This is a genomic window from Alteromonas sp. PRIM-21 (assembly GCF_027563165.1).
Lineage (GTDB): Bacteria > Pseudomonadota > Gammaproteobacteria > Enterobacterales > Alteromonadaceae > Alteromonas > Alteromonas macleodii_A.
Genome location: NZ_JADOEK010000007.1, coordinates 61,613 through 80,528, shown reverse-complemented (window position 1 = coordinate 80,528; position 18,916 = coordinate 61,613). Strand labels below are relative to the sequence as shown.

17 protein-coding genes are annotated in these 18,916 nt (G+C 43.5%); 5 read left to right on the top strand and 12 right to left on the bottom strand.

Translation table 11 applies throughout. The annotated features are described in order from the left end of the window. Window positions 1-373 precede the first annotated feature (373 nt). Complete coding sequence (locus IW644_RS11480) at window positions 374-1,834, top strand: DUF3336 domain-containing protein (protein WP_269917713.1); 1,461 nt, start codon at window positions 374-376, stop codon at window positions 1,832-1,834. A gap of 78 nt (window positions 1,835-1,912) precedes the next feature. After that, entirely contained in the window at window positions 1,913-3,346 is a 1,434-nt protein-coding gene (locus IW644_RS11475; RefSeq protein ID WP_269917712.1) for a hypothetical protein, read from the top strand. Between the two features lie 78 nt (window positions 3,347-3,424). Here the strand turns inward: IW644_RS11475 and IW644_RS11470 are convergent, their stop codons facing one another. The 5 genes from IW644_RS11470 to fadR form a co-directional block, all read right to left on the bottom strand. Beyond that, complete coding sequence (locus tag IW644_RS11470) at window positions 3,425-3,700, bottom strand: hypothetical protein (protein WP_269917711.1); 276 nt, start codon at window positions 3,698-3,700, stop codon at window positions 3,425-3,427. A gap of 280 nt (window positions 3,701-3,980) precedes the next feature. Then, window positions 3,981-4,745 (bottom strand): hypothetical protein, encoded by a 765-nt coding sequence (locus tag IW644_RS11465; RefSeq protein WP_269917710.1) that lies wholly within the window; start codon window positions 4,743-4,745, stop codon window positions 3,981-3,983. Between the two features lie 224 nt (window positions 4,746-4,969). Continuing rightward, on the bottom strand, window positions 4,970-5,329 hold the full coding sequence (locus IW644_RS11460; protein WP_025255732.1) for a phasin-related domain-containing protein: 360 nt from the start codon (window positions 5,327-5,329) through the stop codon (window positions 4,970-4,972). Between the two features lie 170 nt (window positions 5,330-5,499). Next, window positions 5,500-7,677, bottom strand: a complete 2,178-nt coding sequence (locus IW644_RS11455) for a S9 family peptidase (protein ID WP_269917709.1) — start codon at window positions 7,675-7,677, stop codon at window positions 5,500-5,502. A 352-nt stretch (window positions 7,678-8,029) separates the two neighbouring features. Then, window positions 8,030-8,740 carry a fatty acid metabolism transcriptional regulator FadR gene (gene fadR, locus IW644_RS11450; RefSeq protein WP_269917708.1) on the bottom strand — a complete coding sequence of 237 codons (711 nt, stop codon included), beginning with the start codon at window positions 8,738-8,740 and terminating at the stop codon, window positions 8,030-8,032. Between the two features lie 429 nt (window positions 8,741-9,169). Between fadR and nhaB the strand changes: the two genes are divergently transcribed. Genes nhaB through IW644_RS11435 form a run of 3 tightly spaced genes read left to right on the top strand, consistent with a single transcriptional unit; the run spans window position 9,170 to window position 11,820 of the window. Next, the gene (nhaB, locus tag IW644_RS11445; RefSeq protein ID WP_269917707.1) at window positions 9,170-10,744 is read left to right on the top strand and encodes a sodium/proton antiporter NhaB; all 1,575 of its coding nucleotides are present in this window, start codon (window positions 9,170-9,172) and stop codon (window positions 10,742-10,744) included. A gap of 3 nt (window positions 10,745-10,747) precedes the next feature. Next, window positions 10,748-11,275 (top strand): disulfide bond formation protein DsbB, encoded by a 528-nt coding sequence (dsbB, locus tag IW644_RS11440; protein ID WP_269917706.1) that lies wholly within the window; start codon window positions 10,748-10,750, stop codon window positions 11,273-11,275. Then, window positions 11,272-11,820: a GNAT family N-acetyltransferase gene (locus IW644_RS11435; protein WP_269917705.1), complete on the top strand. Its 549-nt coding sequence runs from the start codon at window positions 11,272-11,274 to the stop codon at window positions 11,818-11,820. Before dsbB ends, IW644_RS11435 begins: the two co-directional genes overlap by 4 nt. 83 nt (window positions 11,821-11,903) lie before the next feature. Here IW644_RS11435 and IW644_RS11430 read toward each other — a convergent pair whose 3' ends face one another. The 7 genes from IW644_RS11430 to fadD all read right to left on the bottom strand — a co-directional run bounded on the left by IW644_RS11430 (window position 11,904) and on the right by fadD (window position 18,806). After that, entirely contained in the window at window positions 11,904-13,187 is a 1,284-nt protein-coding gene (locus IW644_RS11430) for an alginate export family protein (protein ID WP_269917704.1), read from the bottom strand. Between the two features lie 130 nt (window positions 13,188-13,317). Further along, a complete protein-coding gene (locus IW644_RS11425; protein ID WP_269917703.1) occupies window positions 13,318-13,812 on the bottom strand; it encodes a YcgN family cysteine cluster protein in 495 nt (164 codons plus the stop codon). After that, window positions 13,809-14,477, bottom strand: coding sequence for a fumarylacetoacetate hydrolase family protein (locus IW644_RS11420; RefSeq protein ID WP_269917702.1), 669 nt, complete (start codon window positions 14,475-14,477; stop codon window positions 13,809-13,811). Before IW644_RS11420 ends, IW644_RS11425 begins: the two co-directional genes overlap by 4 nt. Next, window positions 14,477-15,553 (bottom strand): lytic murein transglycosylase, encoded by a 1,077-nt coding sequence (locus tag IW644_RS11415; protein ID WP_269917701.1) that lies wholly within the window; start codon window positions 15,551-15,553, stop codon window positions 14,477-14,479. Before IW644_RS11415 ends, IW644_RS11420 begins: the two co-directional genes overlap by 1 nt. A gap of 6 nt (window positions 15,554-15,559) precedes the next feature. Then, window positions 15,560-15,856, bottom strand: coding sequence for a YcgL domain-containing protein (locus IW644_RS11410; RefSeq protein WP_269917700.1), 297 nt, complete (start codon window positions 15,854-15,856; stop codon window positions 15,560-15,562). 77 nt (window positions 15,857-15,933) lie between these two features. Then, a complete protein-coding gene (gene rnd / locus IW644_RS11405) occupies window positions 15,934-17,091 on the bottom strand; it encodes a ribonuclease D (RefSeq protein WP_269917699.1) in 1,158 nt (385 codons plus the stop codon). Window positions 17,092-17,153: 62 nt separating this feature from the next. Next, window positions 17,154-18,806 carry a long-chain-fatty-acid--CoA ligase FadD gene (gene fadD / locus IW644_RS11400; RefSeq protein WP_179983921.1) on the bottom strand — a complete coding sequence of 551 codons (1,653 nt, stop codon included), beginning with the start codon at window positions 18,804-18,806 and terminating at the stop codon, window positions 17,154-17,156. Between the last annotated feature and the right edge of the window lie 110 nt (window positions 18,807-18,916).

Here is an 18,916-nt window from a genome sequence, read left to right as displayed (position 1 = left end):
CTACTGAGTGCTCATGAAATGGTCAACGTAAAAAACAAAATTACTGCTAATTGTTGATTGAAAACAAGTCTCTGAGAGTCTAAAAATTTAAAGATACCGCTTTGACTCCCGCGCAAAAAGCGCAACGCGGTTAATTAAGTAAAAGGGTTTAGGTAGTGGATTCTAAATTTACGCCATACACTCAATATAGCGTAGAAACCGCTGTTAATGCGCGCAGGCTTATCACATGCTTTTTGACAAATGTCGATAAATGCGCCTCTTAGTAAACAGGGTTTGAAATACGTATCTATCCTTTTACTGGTGTTAACCGCGCCTGTTCGCTCGTCTTATAAGAAAAGGCAGCAGCGCTCATCAATTAAAATAGGTAATCGTTATGGCAGTATTCGATTTTCGGTTAAAAAAGCTTGAGCATGAGATTGAGCATGCAAGCAGTTACGATGAATATGAAGCCGCGTGTCTAGCCCACGATGCGCTGTCTGGCGCTGACGAGTGGAAAGCAGAAGATGCCAGCGATGACTATGATTACAAGCTTATTCGAAAGCGGGTTCAGCGCTTACAACTTGCTAGAGGTAAAGGTGATTTACCTGCACTGATGTCAATACTGCACGAAGGATTGCACGGCAACTTGGGCAATATTGCCAACCCTATACTGCTTACCCAGTGCAAAATTGGCACTAAATACCTTATTGAACAGTTTATTGATGAAGTAATATTGGCATTAGAACAGATCTATAATGCCGACGAGCAAGACGTAGACTTCTATGAAAAGCTGTCATTTTTTGACGAAACTGCGCACGCCTTCGGGCGAAGCTGCCTTATGCTTTCAGGAGGAGCTGGTTTAGGTTTTTTTCATGCTGGTGTGGTCAAGTCGCTAAACGAAAAGAATTTACTACCTACCGTAGTGTCTGGCTCTAGTGCTGGGTCGATTATTGCTGCGATGTTAGGTACGCGAACGCACGATCAGTTGCTAGAAGCTCTCAGCGCGGATTTTATCTACGAAACTTTCAAACATTGGCGAAGCTTTGCCGGTCTTGGTAAGAAAGGACTATTTGATAGCTCAGTACTTGAAAATGCACTGATTGAACTGTTCGACCTTACAACCTTTGAAGAAGCCTTTAAGAAAACTGGCCGCCACATAACTGTGACGGTATCTCCTGCCGACCTGCATCAGCATTCACGACTGTTAAATGCCAAAACCTCGCCCAATGCTATTATTACCCAAGCGGTACGTGCATCTTGTGCGGTACCCGTTATCTTTAGCCCTGTGCAGCTGAGGGCGAAAACCCCGTCTGGCGAGATAGTTCCTTATATCCCTAACCGACGTTTTGCCGACGGTTCGTTAATGGCTGACCTCCCCTACGAACGGTTAGCTAGGTTATACGGTGTCAATCACAGTATTGTAAGCCAAACAAATCCACTGGCGGTGCCGTTCATTTCATCAAACCGCATTGATCCCAACTCGCTATGGGATATGTCGGCACGTCATATTGGACAACTTGCAAAAACCAATAGTATTTTCGCTATCGATATTATTGAACGTTTGACTGGGAATAAGAGCGCCAAGCTAGCAATTCATAAAGTACGTTCTATTATTGATCAGCAGTATGTAGGCAATATCAATATTTTACCCAAGCGCCAAATAAGGAATTTATCTCAGGTATTGTCTAACCCAACCCGCGAAAGCATTAGCCAGTTAATTGTAAGTGGTGAGCGGGCATCATGGCCGCAACTACATGTTATTAAAAGAAATACCAAAATCAGTGAAAATTTGCGGTATCATTTAGGTCAATTGAAAAAACGTGAGGCAGTAGAGCTTGGGCACGAGGTTAGGTAACCTTTGTGTCGCTTGGCCTGTCCTGAATTGCTTATAGCAACGTAATAGCAATTCGCAGCATCATTTGAAAGGAAGACGGTGAGCGCACAAAGCCAAAACCCCGATAGCATTTTTACGCAGCAGGTAAAACAACTTATCAACATGATTTATCCTAAAGACTCGGGCTACGGTTCGGTTTTTGAGGATGCTAGTCATTACTTTTCCCTTACCCCTTCTCTTGAGCAGCATATTGAAGAATTAAAAGCACAGCTTAAACGAATTGAAGGTAATAAAAAGAAAGAAGTATTAGCTGAACAGCTTGCCCAACAAATAAAAAATAGCTCAGAAAAACTTGAAGAAGAGCGTTTAGCGAGATTAGAGCGTTTGGACGCTGTAAGCACTAAAATAATCGAGCTCTGTGAAGGCGATAACTGGCAAGAAACACAACAGTTAAGTGCTAAGCTGCTTGGAACTATAATGTTGCTGACACGAGGACCTGAGGGCAGTTTTGCTCGTGTGCATATGCGCCTCAAACCACTCTACAAGGCTGTCTTAACGTTGCGCTTAGTAGATAGACTTTTAGAACACGACACAATTGCCCACAAATATTTATCAAAGTATCGAGAAGCTGCCTCTCGCTTTCGCGGAAACCGCTATTGGCGAGACAAATGGAAAACTGAGTTAGGTCGCCCTCTTATCACCGCCGCCCTTCTGCAAGATATCGGTTTACAAAGCCCTGCTGCGCAGACCATATTAAAAGGTGAAAACGGCGACCTAGATGAGTTTCGTTTATTAGAAGAATCGCAGCGAAAAGATCTGCTGAAGCTGAACTATCACTTCACGTTACGTTACTTATCTGACGGTTTAGGGCAGCCTAACTACGTAGGTAACAACAAAGAAGAAAGAGACCGTTTCAATCAAACTCACAAAGAAGCTAACGAATTTTTGCTGAGTTTGGTTAAAGACGCCTTTGTGTCAAAAACCGGTTTAGGCGAGATTGTAAAAATCCCGCAAATTTACGTCTCCATCGTGCTTTCTACCAAGTCAGACTATTCCCGCATGAGCTTACCCAAGGGCTATATGTTAATTGAGCAACTTGCGAAAAAAGGTGGCCTAAATAAACAATTAGCACAGGACTTTGTCGAGTTGGTGGGCTACTTCCCACAAGGTTTTGGCGTTACTTATATACCTGTAAATGAAAAAGGCCAAGAAAAAGACCAATATGAATGCGCCATAGTGATTGGGCTGAACCCCGCGAACCCCGCAGAGCCTTTATGCAAAGTCGTGACAAGGAACCAAAAGTACATCACCAGCGGTGCGCAAGAAGTCATTCCAAAAGGCAGAAACCTGTATTTTCCGGCAAACAGAAAAAAGCTAATGCGCGTAGGCCAAGAGAGGTTAGGCGAAATCATGAGCCAGCTGTCGAGCAATTTCACGCCAGATGCTATTGATGATTTAGTTCCAAGCTTTTGGGAACCCTACGACTTCTTCGGTTTTAAAAAGCATCAGAATTTGTGGGCGAAAAATAGTTAATAAGCGATAAGTTTAAAGCATAAAAAAACGCCCATTAAAGGGCGTTTTTGTTGAAACTCGTTTATGACCAAAATGCTATTACACATCGCGACACGATGAAGTGAGTCGAGGTTCATTCATAATACCCGCCCGTCTGTACGTGTTATTATTTTCCGTATTACTGTTAACGGCTCTCATATTATGACGTATTGCAGCAGCATGACAATCCTGTGCATCTTGGTACTGCCTAACGAAGATGCCCTGCGCATCATAAAGCGCAACTCCGCCGCTATTCGCTTCTGGCTGTTGCTGAGCAATTTCTGTTGAATCGCATGCCGTTAAAAAAATTACTGACGCTACTAGTAGTATTCTCATGCCATATTCCTTCATTTATTGTTCAATTAAACAGTAGGTTATATGAACAACAACTGCAAGTGTTTATTGAACAATAATCATTCACCGCTAATCAGAAACGTAATTCTCAACTGATTACTTTACGCCAAAACCCCTACTAAAAATTTGCCATAGTCGATTGCGTGGGTTGTACACGCCAACTGCCCCAAACATCATATATTCGTTCGGGCAGCGACCATTATAACGCTGGTACCTCGCACAGGATCTTTACTATGCGGCCGCCTACTTTTGGCAAGTACTTTTACTCGTCGTTCTTAGTGCTTTCAGACGAACTCGCTGTACTTTTAACCGTGCTTTTGGCCGGTGTCGCTTTAGTACTAGCTGTTGTCTTACGCGCTGTACTCTTAGCTGCCGTTGACTTCGCCCCAGTGCGCTTGTTAGCTGTTTCAGTAGCGCCCTTTTTAGTCGAACTAGACGATGAAGCGGCCGTTGTAGTAGCTTTTTTTGCGGTACTCGCTTTGCGGGTACCGGTGGTTGTCGACGAGGTCGTTGTTGACTTAGCTGCAGAACTTTTAGTTGCTGTTCTTTTAGTGGCAGTAGCCTTACTTGCAGTACTTGTCGCTTCGGCTTTTTTAGCCGCTTCTTTTGCAGCTAAAAGGGCTACTTGCTCGACGAGCAAATCCACTTTTGCACTCAACATTTCAAGTTGCTGCTCTTTCTGTTGACGTTTTTGACCACCTGATAATGCTGAAAATAACGGCGTTGATGCCACCAGCTTTTGTGCAGCGTCGACTAAAGCGAATGGATTAAGTGTACGTCTAAGTTCGCTTTCCACTTCAAGGCCTTTAACCTGCATAGCGTTAATGGTTTCGTGTGTATCGTCGATTCTCTGGCTGACTACACCTGCAGCTTGGTCTAGCTTTTCAGATAATAGGTCAGAACCAGCGAAGAGCCATCCAAACAAGGGGGACGATTTCAAAAGTGAAGCGTTGCTACCGTTTAGTGTTGTCGCTTTTCTTTCGGCAACAGGCACAAGTTCTGGATTGGGGATATTTTTGTTGCTCATAACGCCTCCAACATGGAGATTTGTAAGCATGGCAGTGTGAGGCCTTTTCACAGCTTAGTTTCACAGCTTAGTTTCAAAGCTTTGCTACTAGCTCACTCTAAGCGTGAACACACGGCTTTCACTGCCACTCAGTTGCAATTTTATTAGTACACTACTCTAGCGAAGTAGTAATCAAAAACTGCATATTGAGCACCGTAAGCGGTGCCCCAAAAAAGACTATCGCTTTACTTGCTTGCCGCCAGTTTAGCAACAGCTTCAGTCAAGGCATCGATTTTAGCCGAAAGCTCTTCAATACGCTGATCTGCTGGCTCAGAATCAAGACCAAGTTTTTTGCGAACATCAGCTACACGATTTTCTACATCGTTAGTGGTTGATTTAAACTTGCTCTTAGCATCGTCTTCTAGCGTTTCACCTTTAGTTACTAGCTCGTCGAACATTTTGTTCGCTTCTTCGCTTAGTTTCTCGTAACGCCCTTGCGCTTCTTCAACGCTTTTACCATAAGCGCCTAGGCCTGCTAACCAAATTTTACGCGCCATTTCTTCGGCTTCGTTAATTTTGCCTTTAATTGTGTCAGTAGTAGTCATGTTCAGCTCCTATGAATGCTAAATTTGAGTGTGTTTCAACACCATGGTTAAACTGTACGCTTAACAATTAGAATCCGCATACTAAAAACACTAAAAAATAAAAAAGCCCGAAAAGTGGTGACTTATTCGGGCTTAAAGACAAAAGCTAAATTCTAAATATTAGCATCGAATTAAAGTGGTACACCTGCAAGATGCAAAACAAAGGCATATTCTAGAGCAGTTGATTCAAACCTCTTAAAACGTCCCGATGCGCCACCGTGACCCGCTTCCATGTCGGTTTTAAACAGAAGCAAGTTGTCGTCTGTTTTATACTCTCTGAGTTTAGCAACCCACTTCATAGGCTCAAAGTATTGAACTTGCGAATCATGCAGCCCTGTAGTTACTAGCATGTGTGGATAATCTTTAGCTTCTACTTGATCGTAAGGCGAGTAAGAGAGCATGTAATCAAACTCATCTTTATTTGCTGGGTTACCCCATTCAGTGTACTCACCTGTGGTCAATGGAATAGTCTCATCGCTCATCGTGGTCACCACATCAACAAACGGCACGTGAGCACTTACCCCTTGATAAAGCTCAGGGGCCATATTGACAACGGCTCCCATTAGTAACCCACCTGCGCTGCCGCCCATTGCAAATACGCGGTCTTTATCAGCGTACTGCTTAGCAACTAAGCCTCTTGATACATCAATAAAATCAGTGAATGTATTCATTTTTTGATGCATTTTACCGCTCTCATACCATTCACGCCCTAGCATCTGCCCACCGCGAATATGTGCAATAGCAACAACAAACCCTCTGTCTATTAAAGAAAGCCAGCTGCTTCTAAATGTTGGGTCAATAGTTGCGCCATACGAGCCATAAGCATATTGATACAGTGGGTTAGTGCCATCTTTCTTAAACTTATCTTTACGATAAACCAAGGACACTGGAACCATTGCGCCATCGCGCGCTTCAATCATTACTCTCTCAGATGAATAAGCGGAGGAGTCAAATGTGTCAGATACACGGGTTTGCTTCATCACTTCACTTTCAAGCGTATCAAGGTTGATATCAATGATAGAGCCTGGCGTAGTTAGCGAGCTGTAATAAATTCTTAACTTGTTAGTATCCATTTCAGGGTTCGCATTGAAGTACGCACCGTAAATTGGATCTTGAGTTGGTATAACCTTTTCTTCTTTTGAAGTTAGGTTGTGTACGACTAAGCGCAGCATGCCATTTTCTTTTTCTTTCACAACCAGATGATTTTTCATCACCTCAATACTTTGTAGAAATACCTCTGGACGATGTGGGACTACTTCTTGCCATTTCGACACATCACTTGTTGCATCAAGCGGCGCTTTCATTACTTTGAAGTTTTTTGCATCAATATTAGTTAAAACGTAATAACCGTCACTTGCTTTTGCTACGCTATATTCCTGACCGTCTTTAATAGGTAGGAATACTTCTGGTTGAGACGTAGGATTGTCTGCATCAATCAAAGTCACGCCAGTTTTGTCAGTGTTAGAATGATGAATGTAAATAACGCTATCGTCTTTGCTTTTACTAATGTAAGTATAAAACGTTGGGTCGCTTTCTTCGTACACTAAGACATCGTCTTCTTGAGAAGTACCCAGCTTATGGCGATACACTTGATAGCCTAAAAGGGTTTGCGGGTCTTTTTTCACATAAAATAAATGTTCATTGTCATTAGCCCACACTGCGCTGCCTGACGTGCCCTCTAATACATCGTTTAGCTTTTCGCCGCTATCCAGGTTTTTTACGTATACGGTATAAATTCGACGACTAAGCGTGTCTTCAGAGTACGCCATAAGCGTGTTGTTACTGCTCACCGAGTAACTTCCAATACTAAAATAGTCATGTCCTTCAGACATAACATTTGCATCAAGCAACACTTGTGGCTCTGCATCCAGTGAAGGTTTTCTTAGGTATACAGGATACTCGTTCTCTCCCGAATAACGGGTGAAGTACCAATAGCCATTATCGAAAACGGGTACCGTGGAATCGTCTTTCTCTATACGAGAAATCAGCTCTTTATAAAGTGCTTCACGGTTTTCTTTGAGCGGCGCAAGTACTGTTTCTACGTAACTGTTTTCCTGCTCTAGATGCGCCAATATCTCTTCATCTGTGCGTGAATCATCGCGCATCCAGTAATAATTGTCGTTTCTAGTCACTCCATGCGCCGACATCTTATATGGCACTTTTTTCGCTACTGGTGCATTAACATTTGTGTTTAACATAACTGATGGAGCCGCCTTGTCTAACTCTTGTTGAGCGTTTTCCGTTTTGTTCTCAAGGCTACAGCCTGACATCAGCCCGCCTGCAGCAAGTGCTATCCATATGAATTTCATTATTTTTCCTTTGTACCCATGTTTATCCACGCTTTGTGCTTTATCGCTGTCAAAAAGTGTTTCTTCAAAACTATCGTAATTTTGAATTTATGCGCAAGAAAGCCCTTCGCTGTTTTATATAACGAGTATATATAAATGAAAGTGAGGTTCTAGCTTTAATGGCAAATGTATGCGGGTAAGGCGGGAATTAAGTGTTACAAAATATACACGCCTTAAAGATAGAAAAATATTACGCAGCTTTCACAACCAAAAACACCGCATATCCCTAAGGACTATGCGGTGCTTAATATAAAAACGTGTTATCGAATTTTAAATAAAGTTTACGTTCTTCTGAACCTAAACGTGACTAACCTTAATCAACTAAATCTTTTGGCATTTCGTCACGAATAGAAAGCCATACTTTACCACTCTCAATACCGTAGTTTCTTACCACTACTGGTACTTTTTCGTATTCGCCTTTTTCAGCCACTTCTAGCAAATCAGCGTAATACTTGTTTGCTACGTCCCTTGCTTGCTGGTGCGAGAAAAAGTACCCGCCTATTCTCGAGTAAAGCCCGCGGAATCCGTTCATCATCAGAACGAAAACGTTATTGTTAGAGGCAAGCGCTAAATCATGTGACATCTGATAATCGAATTGCGCAAAAGCTAAGCCTTCTTGCTCAACATCTTTGTATCTAGCGATAATATCTGCAGACGCTTGAGGGTTGTTACGAATAGCACCTCGAATGAAAACCGCACTTAAGTTAGTGCGCGCAGCAAGCAGATTATCGACAAGCTCAGGAATGCCCTCTTGGTCTAAGCGAGCCAAGGTTTCAAGAATGTTCAGACCGCACGTTTCCCAGAAGTTATTTACTTTGGTCGGCTTGCCGTGTTGAATGGTCAACCAGCCATCACGTGCCAAACGCTGCAATACTTCTCGCAAAGTGGTTCGCGTTACACCAATTAACTCAGAAAGCTCTCGCTCTGCAGGCAAAATGGTGCCAGGTGGAAATCTTCCACTCCAAATAGATTCAACAATATATTCTTCGGCGAATCCGGCTGGACTCTGTGCCTTATAAATCATAACTAATCGCCTGCACGTTCTTGTTATTTTGCAACTGATTGTACCAGATGCTGTTTTATTATCACAATGAATTATGCTTAGTCCACCAAAGGTTTTAACAACTTGTTAAAATTAAAGTGTTATTTCAAAGACTATAAAGCACTACTTGTATACTTTATGTTCAAAATAGTCAGCATTATCTATCTTAATGATATTTATCATCAAAAAAGTGATAAATATTCAGTGACTTTCATATGGTGGGGTCTGTGAATTGCTTTCTCAAGGCGGTAATATCATGTACGCTTAATTTCCGACTATAATGACAGCAACGAAACGGCGGTTAGACGAATTAAATCGTACAGCACCAGCAGTTTAAGTATGCAATAACCGGAACTACACAGTATAAAGATGCGCAAAACGCGTGCTTTGTTGTAAAAGGAACAGGAACTCATGCAAACCTCAATGATCGCGGCGATCTATAAGAATTTCCTGGGACATGCGCCCGACTGGTATAAAAAAACCATTATTGCCTTTCTCATTGTTAATCCCTTCATCTTTATGGTGGACCCATATATAGCTGGCTGGACGCTTGTCATTCAGTTTATTTTTACGCTAGCAATGGCGCTTAAATGCTACCCGCTCCAACCAGGCGGTCTCCTTCTTATCGAAGCCATGTTCATAGGTATGACGACACCCGGTCATATGATGCATGAAATTGAAGTGAACTTAGAGGTACTGCTACTGCTTGTATTTATGGTGGCTGGTATCTACTTCATGAAAGATTTACTTATGTACTTGTTCACCAAACTGGTTATCAAGGTACGTAATAAGCTAATACTTTCGCTTTCATTTATTTTTGCCTCTGCGTTTTTATCCGCATTTCTCGATGCGCTTACGGTAGTGGCGGTAATCATCAGTGTTGGCTTAGGCTTTTACTCTATTTATCACAAAGTGGCGTCAGGCAAAGAGTTTCACTCTGACCACGACCACACCAGTGATGACGAATTAGGAAGCCACGATTTAGAAGACTTCAGAGCATTTCTACGCAACCTCATGATGCACTCAGCGGTAGGTACCGCCTTAGGTGGCGTTATGACTATGGTAGGTGAACCCCAAAACTTAATTATCGCTGATAAAGCAGGTTGGGACTTTGTTGAGTTCTTTATCCGCATGGCGCCTGTTACTTTACCTGTTTTTGTATTTGGTCTGTTAACCACCGTAGTGTTAGAAAAGACCGGCATGTTCTCTTACGGTGCCAAACTACCCACAGCAGTTAGACAGATTTTGGTCGATTACAACGACCACATGGACAAGGGTCGCAGTAAGCGTGAAACCGCTAAACTGGTAGTACAAGCGCTCATTGGCCTTTGGTTAATCGTCGGTCTTGCTACACATATGGCTTCGGTCGGTTTAATTGGCTTGTCTGTTATTGTGCTAGCTACGTCAATGAGCGGCGTAATCGAAGAGCATGCGCTAGGAAAAGCATTCGAAGAAGCGCTACCGTTTACGGCTTTGCTTTGTGTGTTCTTCGGCGTTGTAGCGGTTATTATTGACCAGGGTCTTTTTCAGCCAGTTATTCATTGGGTACTGTCTTTTGAAGGCGAAACGCAGATGGTCATGTTCTACCTTGCCAACGGCGTTCTTTCGATGGTGAGTGACAACGTATTTGTAGGCTCAGTGTACATCACAGAAGTAACGGCGGCTTTACAAGCAGGTCAAATTACTCGTGACCAATACGATATGCTTGCAGTAGCAATTAACACAGGGACTAATTTGCCAAGTGTTGCAACGCCAAACGGACAAGCTGCGTTCTTGTTCTTGCTAACATCAGCTATTGCCCCACTACTTCGCCTGTCTTACGGCCGCATGGTGATGATGGCGCTACCGTACACAATTGTACTTACTATTGTAGGTTTGGTGGCAACCTATGTCGGGCTTGCCGATGCAACTCAGTGGCTATACGACATGCACCTTATTGAGCACCACTCGGTTACCGAAGCAGGCGCGCAAGCGGTGGGTCACTAATCCATGCGAGGTTTTATTCACGGAATAAGCCAGTGGGCAGAGCACAAGTCTTCTTGGCTTGTGCTTTTCGCTACATCACTAGCATTGGAAATTGCAGCCCTGTACTTCCAATACGGCATGGGCCTAAAACCATGCATCATGTGCATTTATCAGCGTACGGCTATGTACGGGATTGTATTATCGGCACTTGTGGTAATTATAAAAAACAACGGGTTCACCCGTATGCTTGGCTTTGCTGGTTGGGCGGTATCTGCAGGCTGGGGCTTTTTAATAGCCAAAGAGCACGTAGGTATTCTTAACGCTGCCAACCCGTTTTTTGCCAGCTGTGAAATAGTGCCTAACTTTCCTTCATGGTTACAGCTCCATGAGTGGCTGCCCGCGGTGTTTGCTGCTGAGGGTGACTGTTTAGAAGACACGTGGCAGTTTTTGTCTATGGGAATGGCAGAGTGGATGCAAATTATCTTTGCTGCTTACTTCGTTGTATTTGCCGTAGTATTTGCCTGCCGCTTGCTGGATAAGAAACCCTTTTGATTGACTTATCCATTTTACCTTCTCGCCTGCCTCCTATACAGACAGAGCAAGGACCAATTAGCATTCAGCGCATCGCAGAGAAACACTGCAATGCGCTATGCGAAGCGGGTCAACAATCTATTCACCATGTAAAGCCTTGGTTCGGCTCTGCGGTGTGCCCTGTCACTCCAGCATTGTCGAAGCAGTGTATTACTAGTATGGAGAAAGCTCGTCAGACAGGTTACGGCCTTACGTATTTGTTAATGCATGACGAAAAGTGTTTAGGCATGGGTATTATCAATCATATTCATCACACGCATTTAACCGCAAACCTCGGATACTGGTTAAGACCCGACGCTTGCGGTAGAGGCTTAGCCACGGCGCTATGTGAAGCACTGAAAAAGCTCGCATTCTCGCAAATGAATCTGCACAGACTAGAGTGCTTTGTTGAACCAAACAATAAAGCGAGTATGCGTGTTGCCGAGCGAATTGGCGGGGTGAAAGAAGGGCTGTGTAGAAAACGCGTATTTGGAAGAGACGCGCTTCTCTATGCACTTACTACCTAATTAGCTTAATTGTAAAAGCAGGTCACCAATAATCCCAACCTTCCCTGCTTATTTGGCGGCTTTACTCGAACCAATATTAACACTTAGAAAGAGTACATAACTCCCGTATAGGCGTACATAGAATTATCGGGGTATGCGCCAGTTTCTAACGCTTCACCTTTAGCAAGGTATGCACCGCCTAGTTCGAACCTTAGTGGCGCAGATGCTTGATATCGCCAGCGAAGCTCTATTTGGTGTCCTAAAAAGTCTTCCTGCCCCTCAGCTACTTCTTTAAGCCAAAGCCCTTTGTAACCCAACATGATCGTATTGACACTATTGAACTTTGTGACCGCTCTTAACCCCGGTGCTAGGATATTACTTCGAGGGAATGTTTGATACACGTCCGTAGGACCAAAATCAAACCGCCGTAAACCATAAAGGGAGTTAAAGGCTTTTATAGTGTTATCGGTGCTATCATCATCACCGCTTGCAGCATCAATTTCTGCTCTAATAAAAGTATTAGCACTGATTTGTTTGCCGATGTGACTATGTACCATCCAAGCGCTAACGTCCTTATCGTCAATGTCAGATGTCGATGTAGACTGCCTAGCCTGACCAGTTTGCCCTATCGCTTCTATATTGTATTTCCAGTTTTCCGAAAAGGTTTTCGAATAATCTACCGACAGGGTAAAGAGGTCGCGGTTTTTGGTCGCAAGATCCTTTGAGTCGGACTCTTTTAACCAATAACTATGTACTTTCCATGTGTTATCTTCTGATTCAGCATAAACGCCAAAAAACTTTCTATTACTAAAACTTTTATCAAAAGCCCGTTTATTACTATCGATTGATGCTGAATCGATAGGAAAGCGAGACAGCGGCAATAGATAAAAACCACGCACATGCCATCCAGACCAATTTGCATCAATGAGTGCGCCTTCAAAGCTATTCGTAGCATTTCTGAATCGTGTGCGCCCAATCAGTCGACGGCTACCGTGATCAAGCGTTACTCGTCCAATAGTAACGCTACTTAGGTATTCACTATTGCTCTTATAGGAAATATACAACTGCACTGGCTCAAGCGTATTCACCTGCGAAGACTTAAGGGTAGGATCGTTATCGTCGAGATAAGCGCGAGAATCTTCTATCTCGGCGACAGCATTCCAATTCCCATAGTTGGCTTCGCCTTTTAGCCTAATTCGCGTTGAGAGGCGCTCATTTGTTTTTGTGCGGATGTTTTCATTGGTAGGGAAAATTGGATTATTAAGCGTTTCGTAACGTACTCTAACCGAACCACTGTAGCTAGTGTCTAGGCTTTGTGCTTTTAATGATGTGCCCATACAAGTAGTGGCAAACAACAGTATCGAAACACTAGCGCTCAATTTTCTCATCTTCAAGCCTTTGAAAATCGGGTAAGAAAGCGTAAGTATAAGCGAGACAATCGCATTTCACTCACGCTCTTTAGTCTAAAAAGCTTACAAAGGTGAGAAATTGAACCTGTGTAATAACAGCTTGTTGTGTTTAGTCTAAATCTTCTAACGGCCAAATGGCGATATAGTCTTCAAAATGGTTGAGATCTACATCGCTTTCAAACACCGTTTTATTACGTACCGACATCCCCTTCGCGTGCATTACGTGCTTCTTACCCTTGTTTAGCAAAGGGTGCCACGAGGGTATCCCCCTTCCTTCATAAAGGCGTCGATAAGTGCAACTGTTTGGCATAAAGAAAATATCTTTGAGGTTTTCTTTTGTCAGCTTCACGCAATCTGGTACAAGCTCGGTGCGTCTTTCATACTGAGTACATTCACACTTTTTCGTATTTAAATATGAACACACAATATTGGTGTAGTGAATTTTTTCGTTTTCGTTAATGTGGTCGGTAACTTCGTATTCTTCAACGGCCTCGTCGTCGATGAACTTTTGCAGGCAACACTTCCCGCACCCATCACAAAGAGATTCCCATTCTTTTTGGGTCATTTCTTCTAATGACTTAGCTTCCCAAAATGCCACCGTCATTGCGCCACCACCTCTGTATTTAATGCAAGCAAGCTATCTAGCGATGCCTCAACTTTATCAGTCGGGCTTAACTTACCTACCCCTTTTGGCGTGCCGGTAAGGATTACATCACCGCTATCTAGGGTAAATATAGATGACATGTGAGCGATCAGGGGAATGATCTTGTGTAGCATGAGCTCGGTATGCCCCTGCTGCCTGACCTCTCCGTTTATGGTTAAGGTAAAGCGCAAATCATCAAGATTCCCAACTTCGCTGTACGGCACAAAGCCAGAAAGTGGCGCGCTGTTATCAAAAGACTTCGCCCGTTCCCAAGGTTGCCCTTGCTTTTTAAGCGCTGCTTGGATTTCGCGAAGGGTTAAGTCAAGCCCCAGGCCAATTCCCCAAATCGCGTCTTTGACCTCATCATTACTAGCATTTTTAAGTGGTGACTTAAGCAGTACTGACACTTCAAGCTCGTTGTGGCATTCGCCTTTGTCAGTGGGAATAGCAATGGGCTCATGCATATGGCACAAAGCAGCTTTCGGTTTCATAAACAGCAGCGGTGCTTCAGACACCGTAGAGTTCATTTCTTGAATGTGGTCGAGGTAATTTCGACCAATGCATAGCACTTTACTAACCGGTAATGGAATCTCATTACCTTGGGTATCAATGTGACGATATGCCATTAGTAACCTCGCTTTATTCGTTCAGATAAATACCCAACCGAAACGCCGAAATAAGACGAACGGTTCCACTTCATTAGCGTATGGAAATTGTTATACACCAAGTAGATTCGGCCTTTTTCACCGTCTGGCATAATGAGTGACGCATCAACATTTGCATTGGGAAGCTCACTGCCGTTATAGCGCCTAACGCCATTTGAGCTCCAAAAAGATAGCGGCTTCATATTAGATTTTGCGAGGCCTGAAAAAGGCACTGGCTTAGTCAGTGTCACCTGACGGCCCCATGTCCCTTCACTATCCCACCCTTCCGATGACAAGTAGTTAGCGATTGATGCGAACACATCAGCCTTAGTTCCCCAAATATCCTTTCTGCCGTCGCCATCGTAGTCTACAGCGTAGTTTAAAAACGATATGGGCATAAACTGAGTTTGGCCCATCGCGCCAGCCCAAGAGCCTTTTAATGCTTTTACATCGATGTGCCCTTCATCAAGTATGCGAAGCGCAGCAAAGAAATTATCTTTGAATAGCTTCTCTCTTCGCCCTTCATACGCTAAAGATGCAAGTGCGGACAGCACGCTGAAATTACCCTGAATTTTACCAAAATTAGACTCGTTCCCCCATAGAGCAACGATAAAGCGTGCTTGTACGCCATATTTGTCAGCAATCTCTTCAAGTAGTACTTTATTTTCGTTGTACTGCTCAACCGCTTGCTTTACTTTCCAATCAGGTACTCGCGTTGCCAGATAGTCATCTAACGTGATTTTTTTCTCTGGCTGACTTTTATCAGATTTAACGACGGTAGGTCTAAAGGCGATATCAGCGAACGCCTGCTCTAGCTGAGCTTTATCTATACCTTTTGCAGCCGCTTCGTTTTTAAGCTGAGCAACATAACGGTTAAAGCCTTCTTCACTCAGTCTATTGTCACTACTCGGCTTGTTTTCAGCGTAAGCCGAAAGGCTTAAGGTGATACTAGATATAAGCACGGCGACGTTAATCGGCTTTGTCAGAAAACTGTAGCAACTACGCTTAGTGTGAACCGTCAGTCGAGCGACTAAGCGGTTTATTATCTTTACTGACATGAATATTTAAAACTTTTTATCCGGGTTTTTAGACAAGCCGAGGGATTCGCGATGCTGTTCTAGTAGATTGTCTTCTTTGGGAGGCATTTGTAGATAAAAACCTTTTTCAGTAAGTTCATCTATAAGCTTTTGCTTATCGACCATACCCAGTTTTTCCCGTTTTTCTAAAGCGACAATAGTCACTAATTCCGGGCGACCAAAGGTTTCCATTAGCGCTTCGGGCACATCTTCGAAATGATCTTTTTTTGGCACATATAAATACATGCCTTCTTTTTTTCGCGTTTTATAAACTGCGCATAACATAAATGATTTACTCGCTTTGTAATGAGTGCGGTCGTGAAAGTTTTCACTTTTGCACACCCACGTTGTTTTGTAGACGGTTACTGGGAAGGCGCGTCGCCTAACAGTCGGGTTACGTGAGGACGAAATAATGGCTCACGCCAAGTAGACAACACGTCAGGCATTAAACCTTGTACACGGGTCTCGTCAACTGGAAACCAGTACCATTTTAACAATTGATTTAGCTGTTTTTTAGAGGCAATAACGTCACTATTAACGGCATTGTCTTTCGCTATCTGGTCGCTGATGACTTTAAGCTCGGCCAGCGTCTTTTTGTACTTGGCGATATCAATTAATCGCAGGACAACAGGAAGCCTAAGCTTTTCTGGCGTTTGCGCATATTTTGCTCTCGCCTCTTCAATTAGCGTGATAATGGTGTCGCCGTAACGACGGACCGACTGGTGATTCACGCCGTTAATGCGCGAAAGGCCAGATTTGCTATCAATAAGACGCTGCGCTGCTTCAAACAAGTGACCTTCTTTGAAAACAAAGTTTAGCGCCAAGTCTTTCTTTCGTGCTGTATTTAGACGCCATGCAGCTAACGCTTGTAATACTGTGAGCTGTTCGCTGTTTAAGCGCCAATTGTTCTTAATACTTAAATAGGCAAAATCTTCTGGCATTTGAGCGCGTTTTTTATCTACTAGCAACGCTATTTCTTGGTAAATCCAATGCACTTTGCCCGCTTCTTGCACTTTACTGGCTAGCTCTTGGTAGCATGGCAGTAAGTACAATACGTCGTTTGCTGCATAGCTAAGCTGAGATTCGCGAAGGGGCCTGGCTATCCAGTCTGTTCGCGATTCACCTTTATCTAGTGTTATATCGCATAGCAACTCTACTAGCTTTGCGTAGCCCAGTGATGGCCCCATATCCAGAATACTTCCCGCCAACTGTGTATCAAATACCGGCGTTGGCACCGTGTCAAAGGCGGTGAGAAGCGCCTCTATATCCTCTGAGCACGAGTGCAGCACTTTTACTACTTCGGTATTTTCCATAAGCTCAATAAACGGGCTCATGTTGTCTATAGCTAGCGGGTCAATAAGCACTAGTTGATGGCCATCATAAAGCTGAATAAGGCCAAGGTGAGGTGTAAGGGTTCTCGTTCTTACAAATTCGGTGTCTAAGGCTACTGCCTCTTGACGTTGTGCTGCAGTGCACACTTTTTCGAGTTGTTCAGATGTTGTAATTAATTGATATTGCATATTTTTGCACAGTAATAAAAAAGCCGGCTAACGCCGGCTTTCAAAAAACTATTTCAACGAAATTAGTCTCGAAGCTCCCGACGCAGTATTTTACCTACATTGGTTTTTGGTAAGTCGTCTTTGAACACAACTTGCTTAGGCACTTTGTAACCTGTTAAATGATTACGGCAGTGCGCGATAACGTCTTTTTCAGTGAGTGAATCGTTATTTTTAACTACGAATAGTTTCACAACTTCACCGCTGACTTCGTGAGGAACCCCAACTGCAGCTGCTTCAACAATATGGTCATGCATTGCAGCAACTTCTTCAATCTCGTTCGGGAACACGTTGAAGCCTGACACTAGGATCATATCCTTTTTACGGTCAACAATATAGAAGTAACCTTCATCATCTATTGTTGCAATGTCGCCAGTGGCTAGCCAACCGTCTTTTAAAATTTCTTCTGTTGCTTCAGGTCGGTTCAAATACCCTTTCATCACCTGAGGGCCTTTTACCCACATTTCACCCGGCTCACCCTTTTCGACAGGGTTACCGTCATCATCAAGCAGCTTGATATCTGTAGAAGGCACAGGCATACCGATTGCGCCTTTATAAGCTTCAATCTGAGGTGGGTTTACCGCAACCACAGGTGAGCACTCTGTAAGGCCATAGCCTTCAAGAAGCACAGTGTTAGTAATCTTCTCCCACTTCTCTGCCACAGGGCGCTGAACAGCCATGCCGCCCCCTAAGCCAAATTTAAACTTACTGAAATCAAGCTCGCTGAACCCTGGCGTGTTTAACAGGCCGTTAAACAAGGTGTTGACGCCTGGCAGGATAGTAAACGGATATTTGCTTAGCTCGTTTACAAAAGCTGGCATGTCGCGGGGGTTGGTAATAAGCAAGTTGCGGCAGCCATATTTAACGAACATGAGGCAGTTCGCCAATAGAGCAAAGATATGATACAGCGGAAGAGCGGTAACAACAAAGTCTTCGCCTTCTTCTATAACGGTTTCTAGAATACCTGACACTTGTTCTAAGTTTGCCACCATGTTGCGGTGAGTTAGCATAGCCCCTTTAGAAACACCGGTTGTTCCACCTGTGTACTGAAGGAATGCCAAATCGCCACTATCAATATCTGGACGCTTGTATTCAAGAGACTGACCTTTTTTAACCGCCGACATAAACGAAGTCGTTTCAGGCAGGTTGAATGAAGGCACCATCTTTTTGACGTACTTAACCACCGCGTTCACAACCCAACGCTTAGGAGCAGGCAACATGTCACCCAATGCCGTCAAAAAGACTTCTTGTAGATTAGTATCTGCGATAACCTCTTCGAGAGTACAAGCGAAGTTCTCAACTATAACGATAGCTTTAGCGTTGGCATCGTTAAGCTGATGCTTCAACTCGCGAGCGGTATAAAGAGGATTAACGTTAACCACAACCATACCTGCACGCAATATCCCAAACATAGCAACAGGGTACTGAAGGAGGTTAGGCATCATAATTGCCACAGCATCACCGCGTTTTAAGCCGCTAGACTGTAAGTATGCAGCGAACTGCGCTGATAAGGTATCTAGCTCCTCAAACGAAATTGAGTGCCCCATGTTAATGAAGGCTTCTTTGTTTTTAAACTTCTTAACCGACTGCTCGAAAATGTCTACTACAGATGCGTAACGATCGGCATCGATTTCTGCGGAAACGCGAGGGTCGTAATGCTTAAGCCAGGTTTTTTCCACCAAAACCTCCTCTACTTTATTCTTATACTATTTAATGAGCACTTTAGAAGACGTGCCCATGTAACTGGTCTGATAACTTGCGAATAGTATAGGAAGTGTAAAAAAAAATA

What these genes read in the sequence shown, in the direction of transcription:
- dsbB (WP_269917706.1), top strand. Translation starts at nt 10,748, where the DNA reads ATGCGAGGTTTTATTCACGGAATAAGCCAGTGGGCAGAGCACAAGTCT.
- IW644_RS11430 (WP_269917704.1), bottom strand. Translation starts at nt 13,187, where the DNA reads ATGAGAAAATTGAGCGCTAGTGTTTCGATACTGTTGTTTGCCACTACT.
- IW644_RS11415 (WP_269917701.1), bottom strand. Translation starts at nt 15,553, where the DNA reads ATGTCAGTAAAGATAATAAACCGCTTAGTCGCTCGACTGACGGTTCAC.
- IW644_RS11455 (WP_269917709.1), bottom strand. Translation starts at nt 7,677, where the DNA reads ATGAAATTCATATGGATAGCACTTGCTGCAGGCGGGCTGATGTCAGGC.
- IW644_RS11465 (WP_269917710.1), bottom strand. Translation starts at nt 4,745, where the DNA reads ATGAGCAACAAAAATATCCCCAATCCAGAACTTGTGCCTGTTGCCGAA.
- IW644_RS11470 (WP_269917711.1), bottom strand. Translation starts at nt 3,700, where the DNA reads ATGAGAATACTACTAGTAGCGTCAGTAATTTTTTTAACGGCATGCGAT.
- IW644_RS11425 (WP_269917703.1), bottom strand. Translation starts at nt 13,812, where the DNA reads ATGACGGTGGCATTTTGGGAAGCTAAGTCATTAGAAGAAATGACCCAA.
- IW644_RS11410 (WP_269917700.1), bottom strand. Translation starts at nt 15,856, where the DNA reads ATGTTATGCGCAGTTTATAAAACGCGAAAAAAAGAAGGCATGTATTTA.
- nhaB (WP_269917707.1), top strand. Translation starts at nt 9,170, where the DNA reads ATGCAAACCTCAATGATCGCGGCGATCTATAAGAATTTCCTGGGACAT.
- fadR (WP_269917708.1), bottom strand. Translation starts at nt 8,740, where the DNA reads ATGATTTATAAGGCACAGAGTCCAGCCGGATTCGCCGAAGAATATATT.
- IW644_RS11480 (WP_269917713.1), top strand. Translation starts at nt 374, where the DNA reads ATGGCAGTATTCGATTTTCGGTTAAAAAAGCTTGAGCATGAGATTGAG.
- rnd (WP_269917699.1), bottom strand. Translation starts at nt 17,091, where the DNA reads ATGCAATATCAATTAATTACAACATCTGAACAACTCGAAAAAGTGTGC.
- IW644_RS11420 (WP_269917702.1), bottom strand. Translation starts at nt 14,477, where the DNA reads ATGGCATATCGTCACATTGATACCCAAGGTAATGAGATTCCATTACCG.
- IW644_RS11460 (WP_025255732.1), bottom strand. Translation starts at nt 5,329, where the DNA reads ATGACTACTACTGACACAATTAAAGGCAAAATTAACGAAGCCGAAGAA.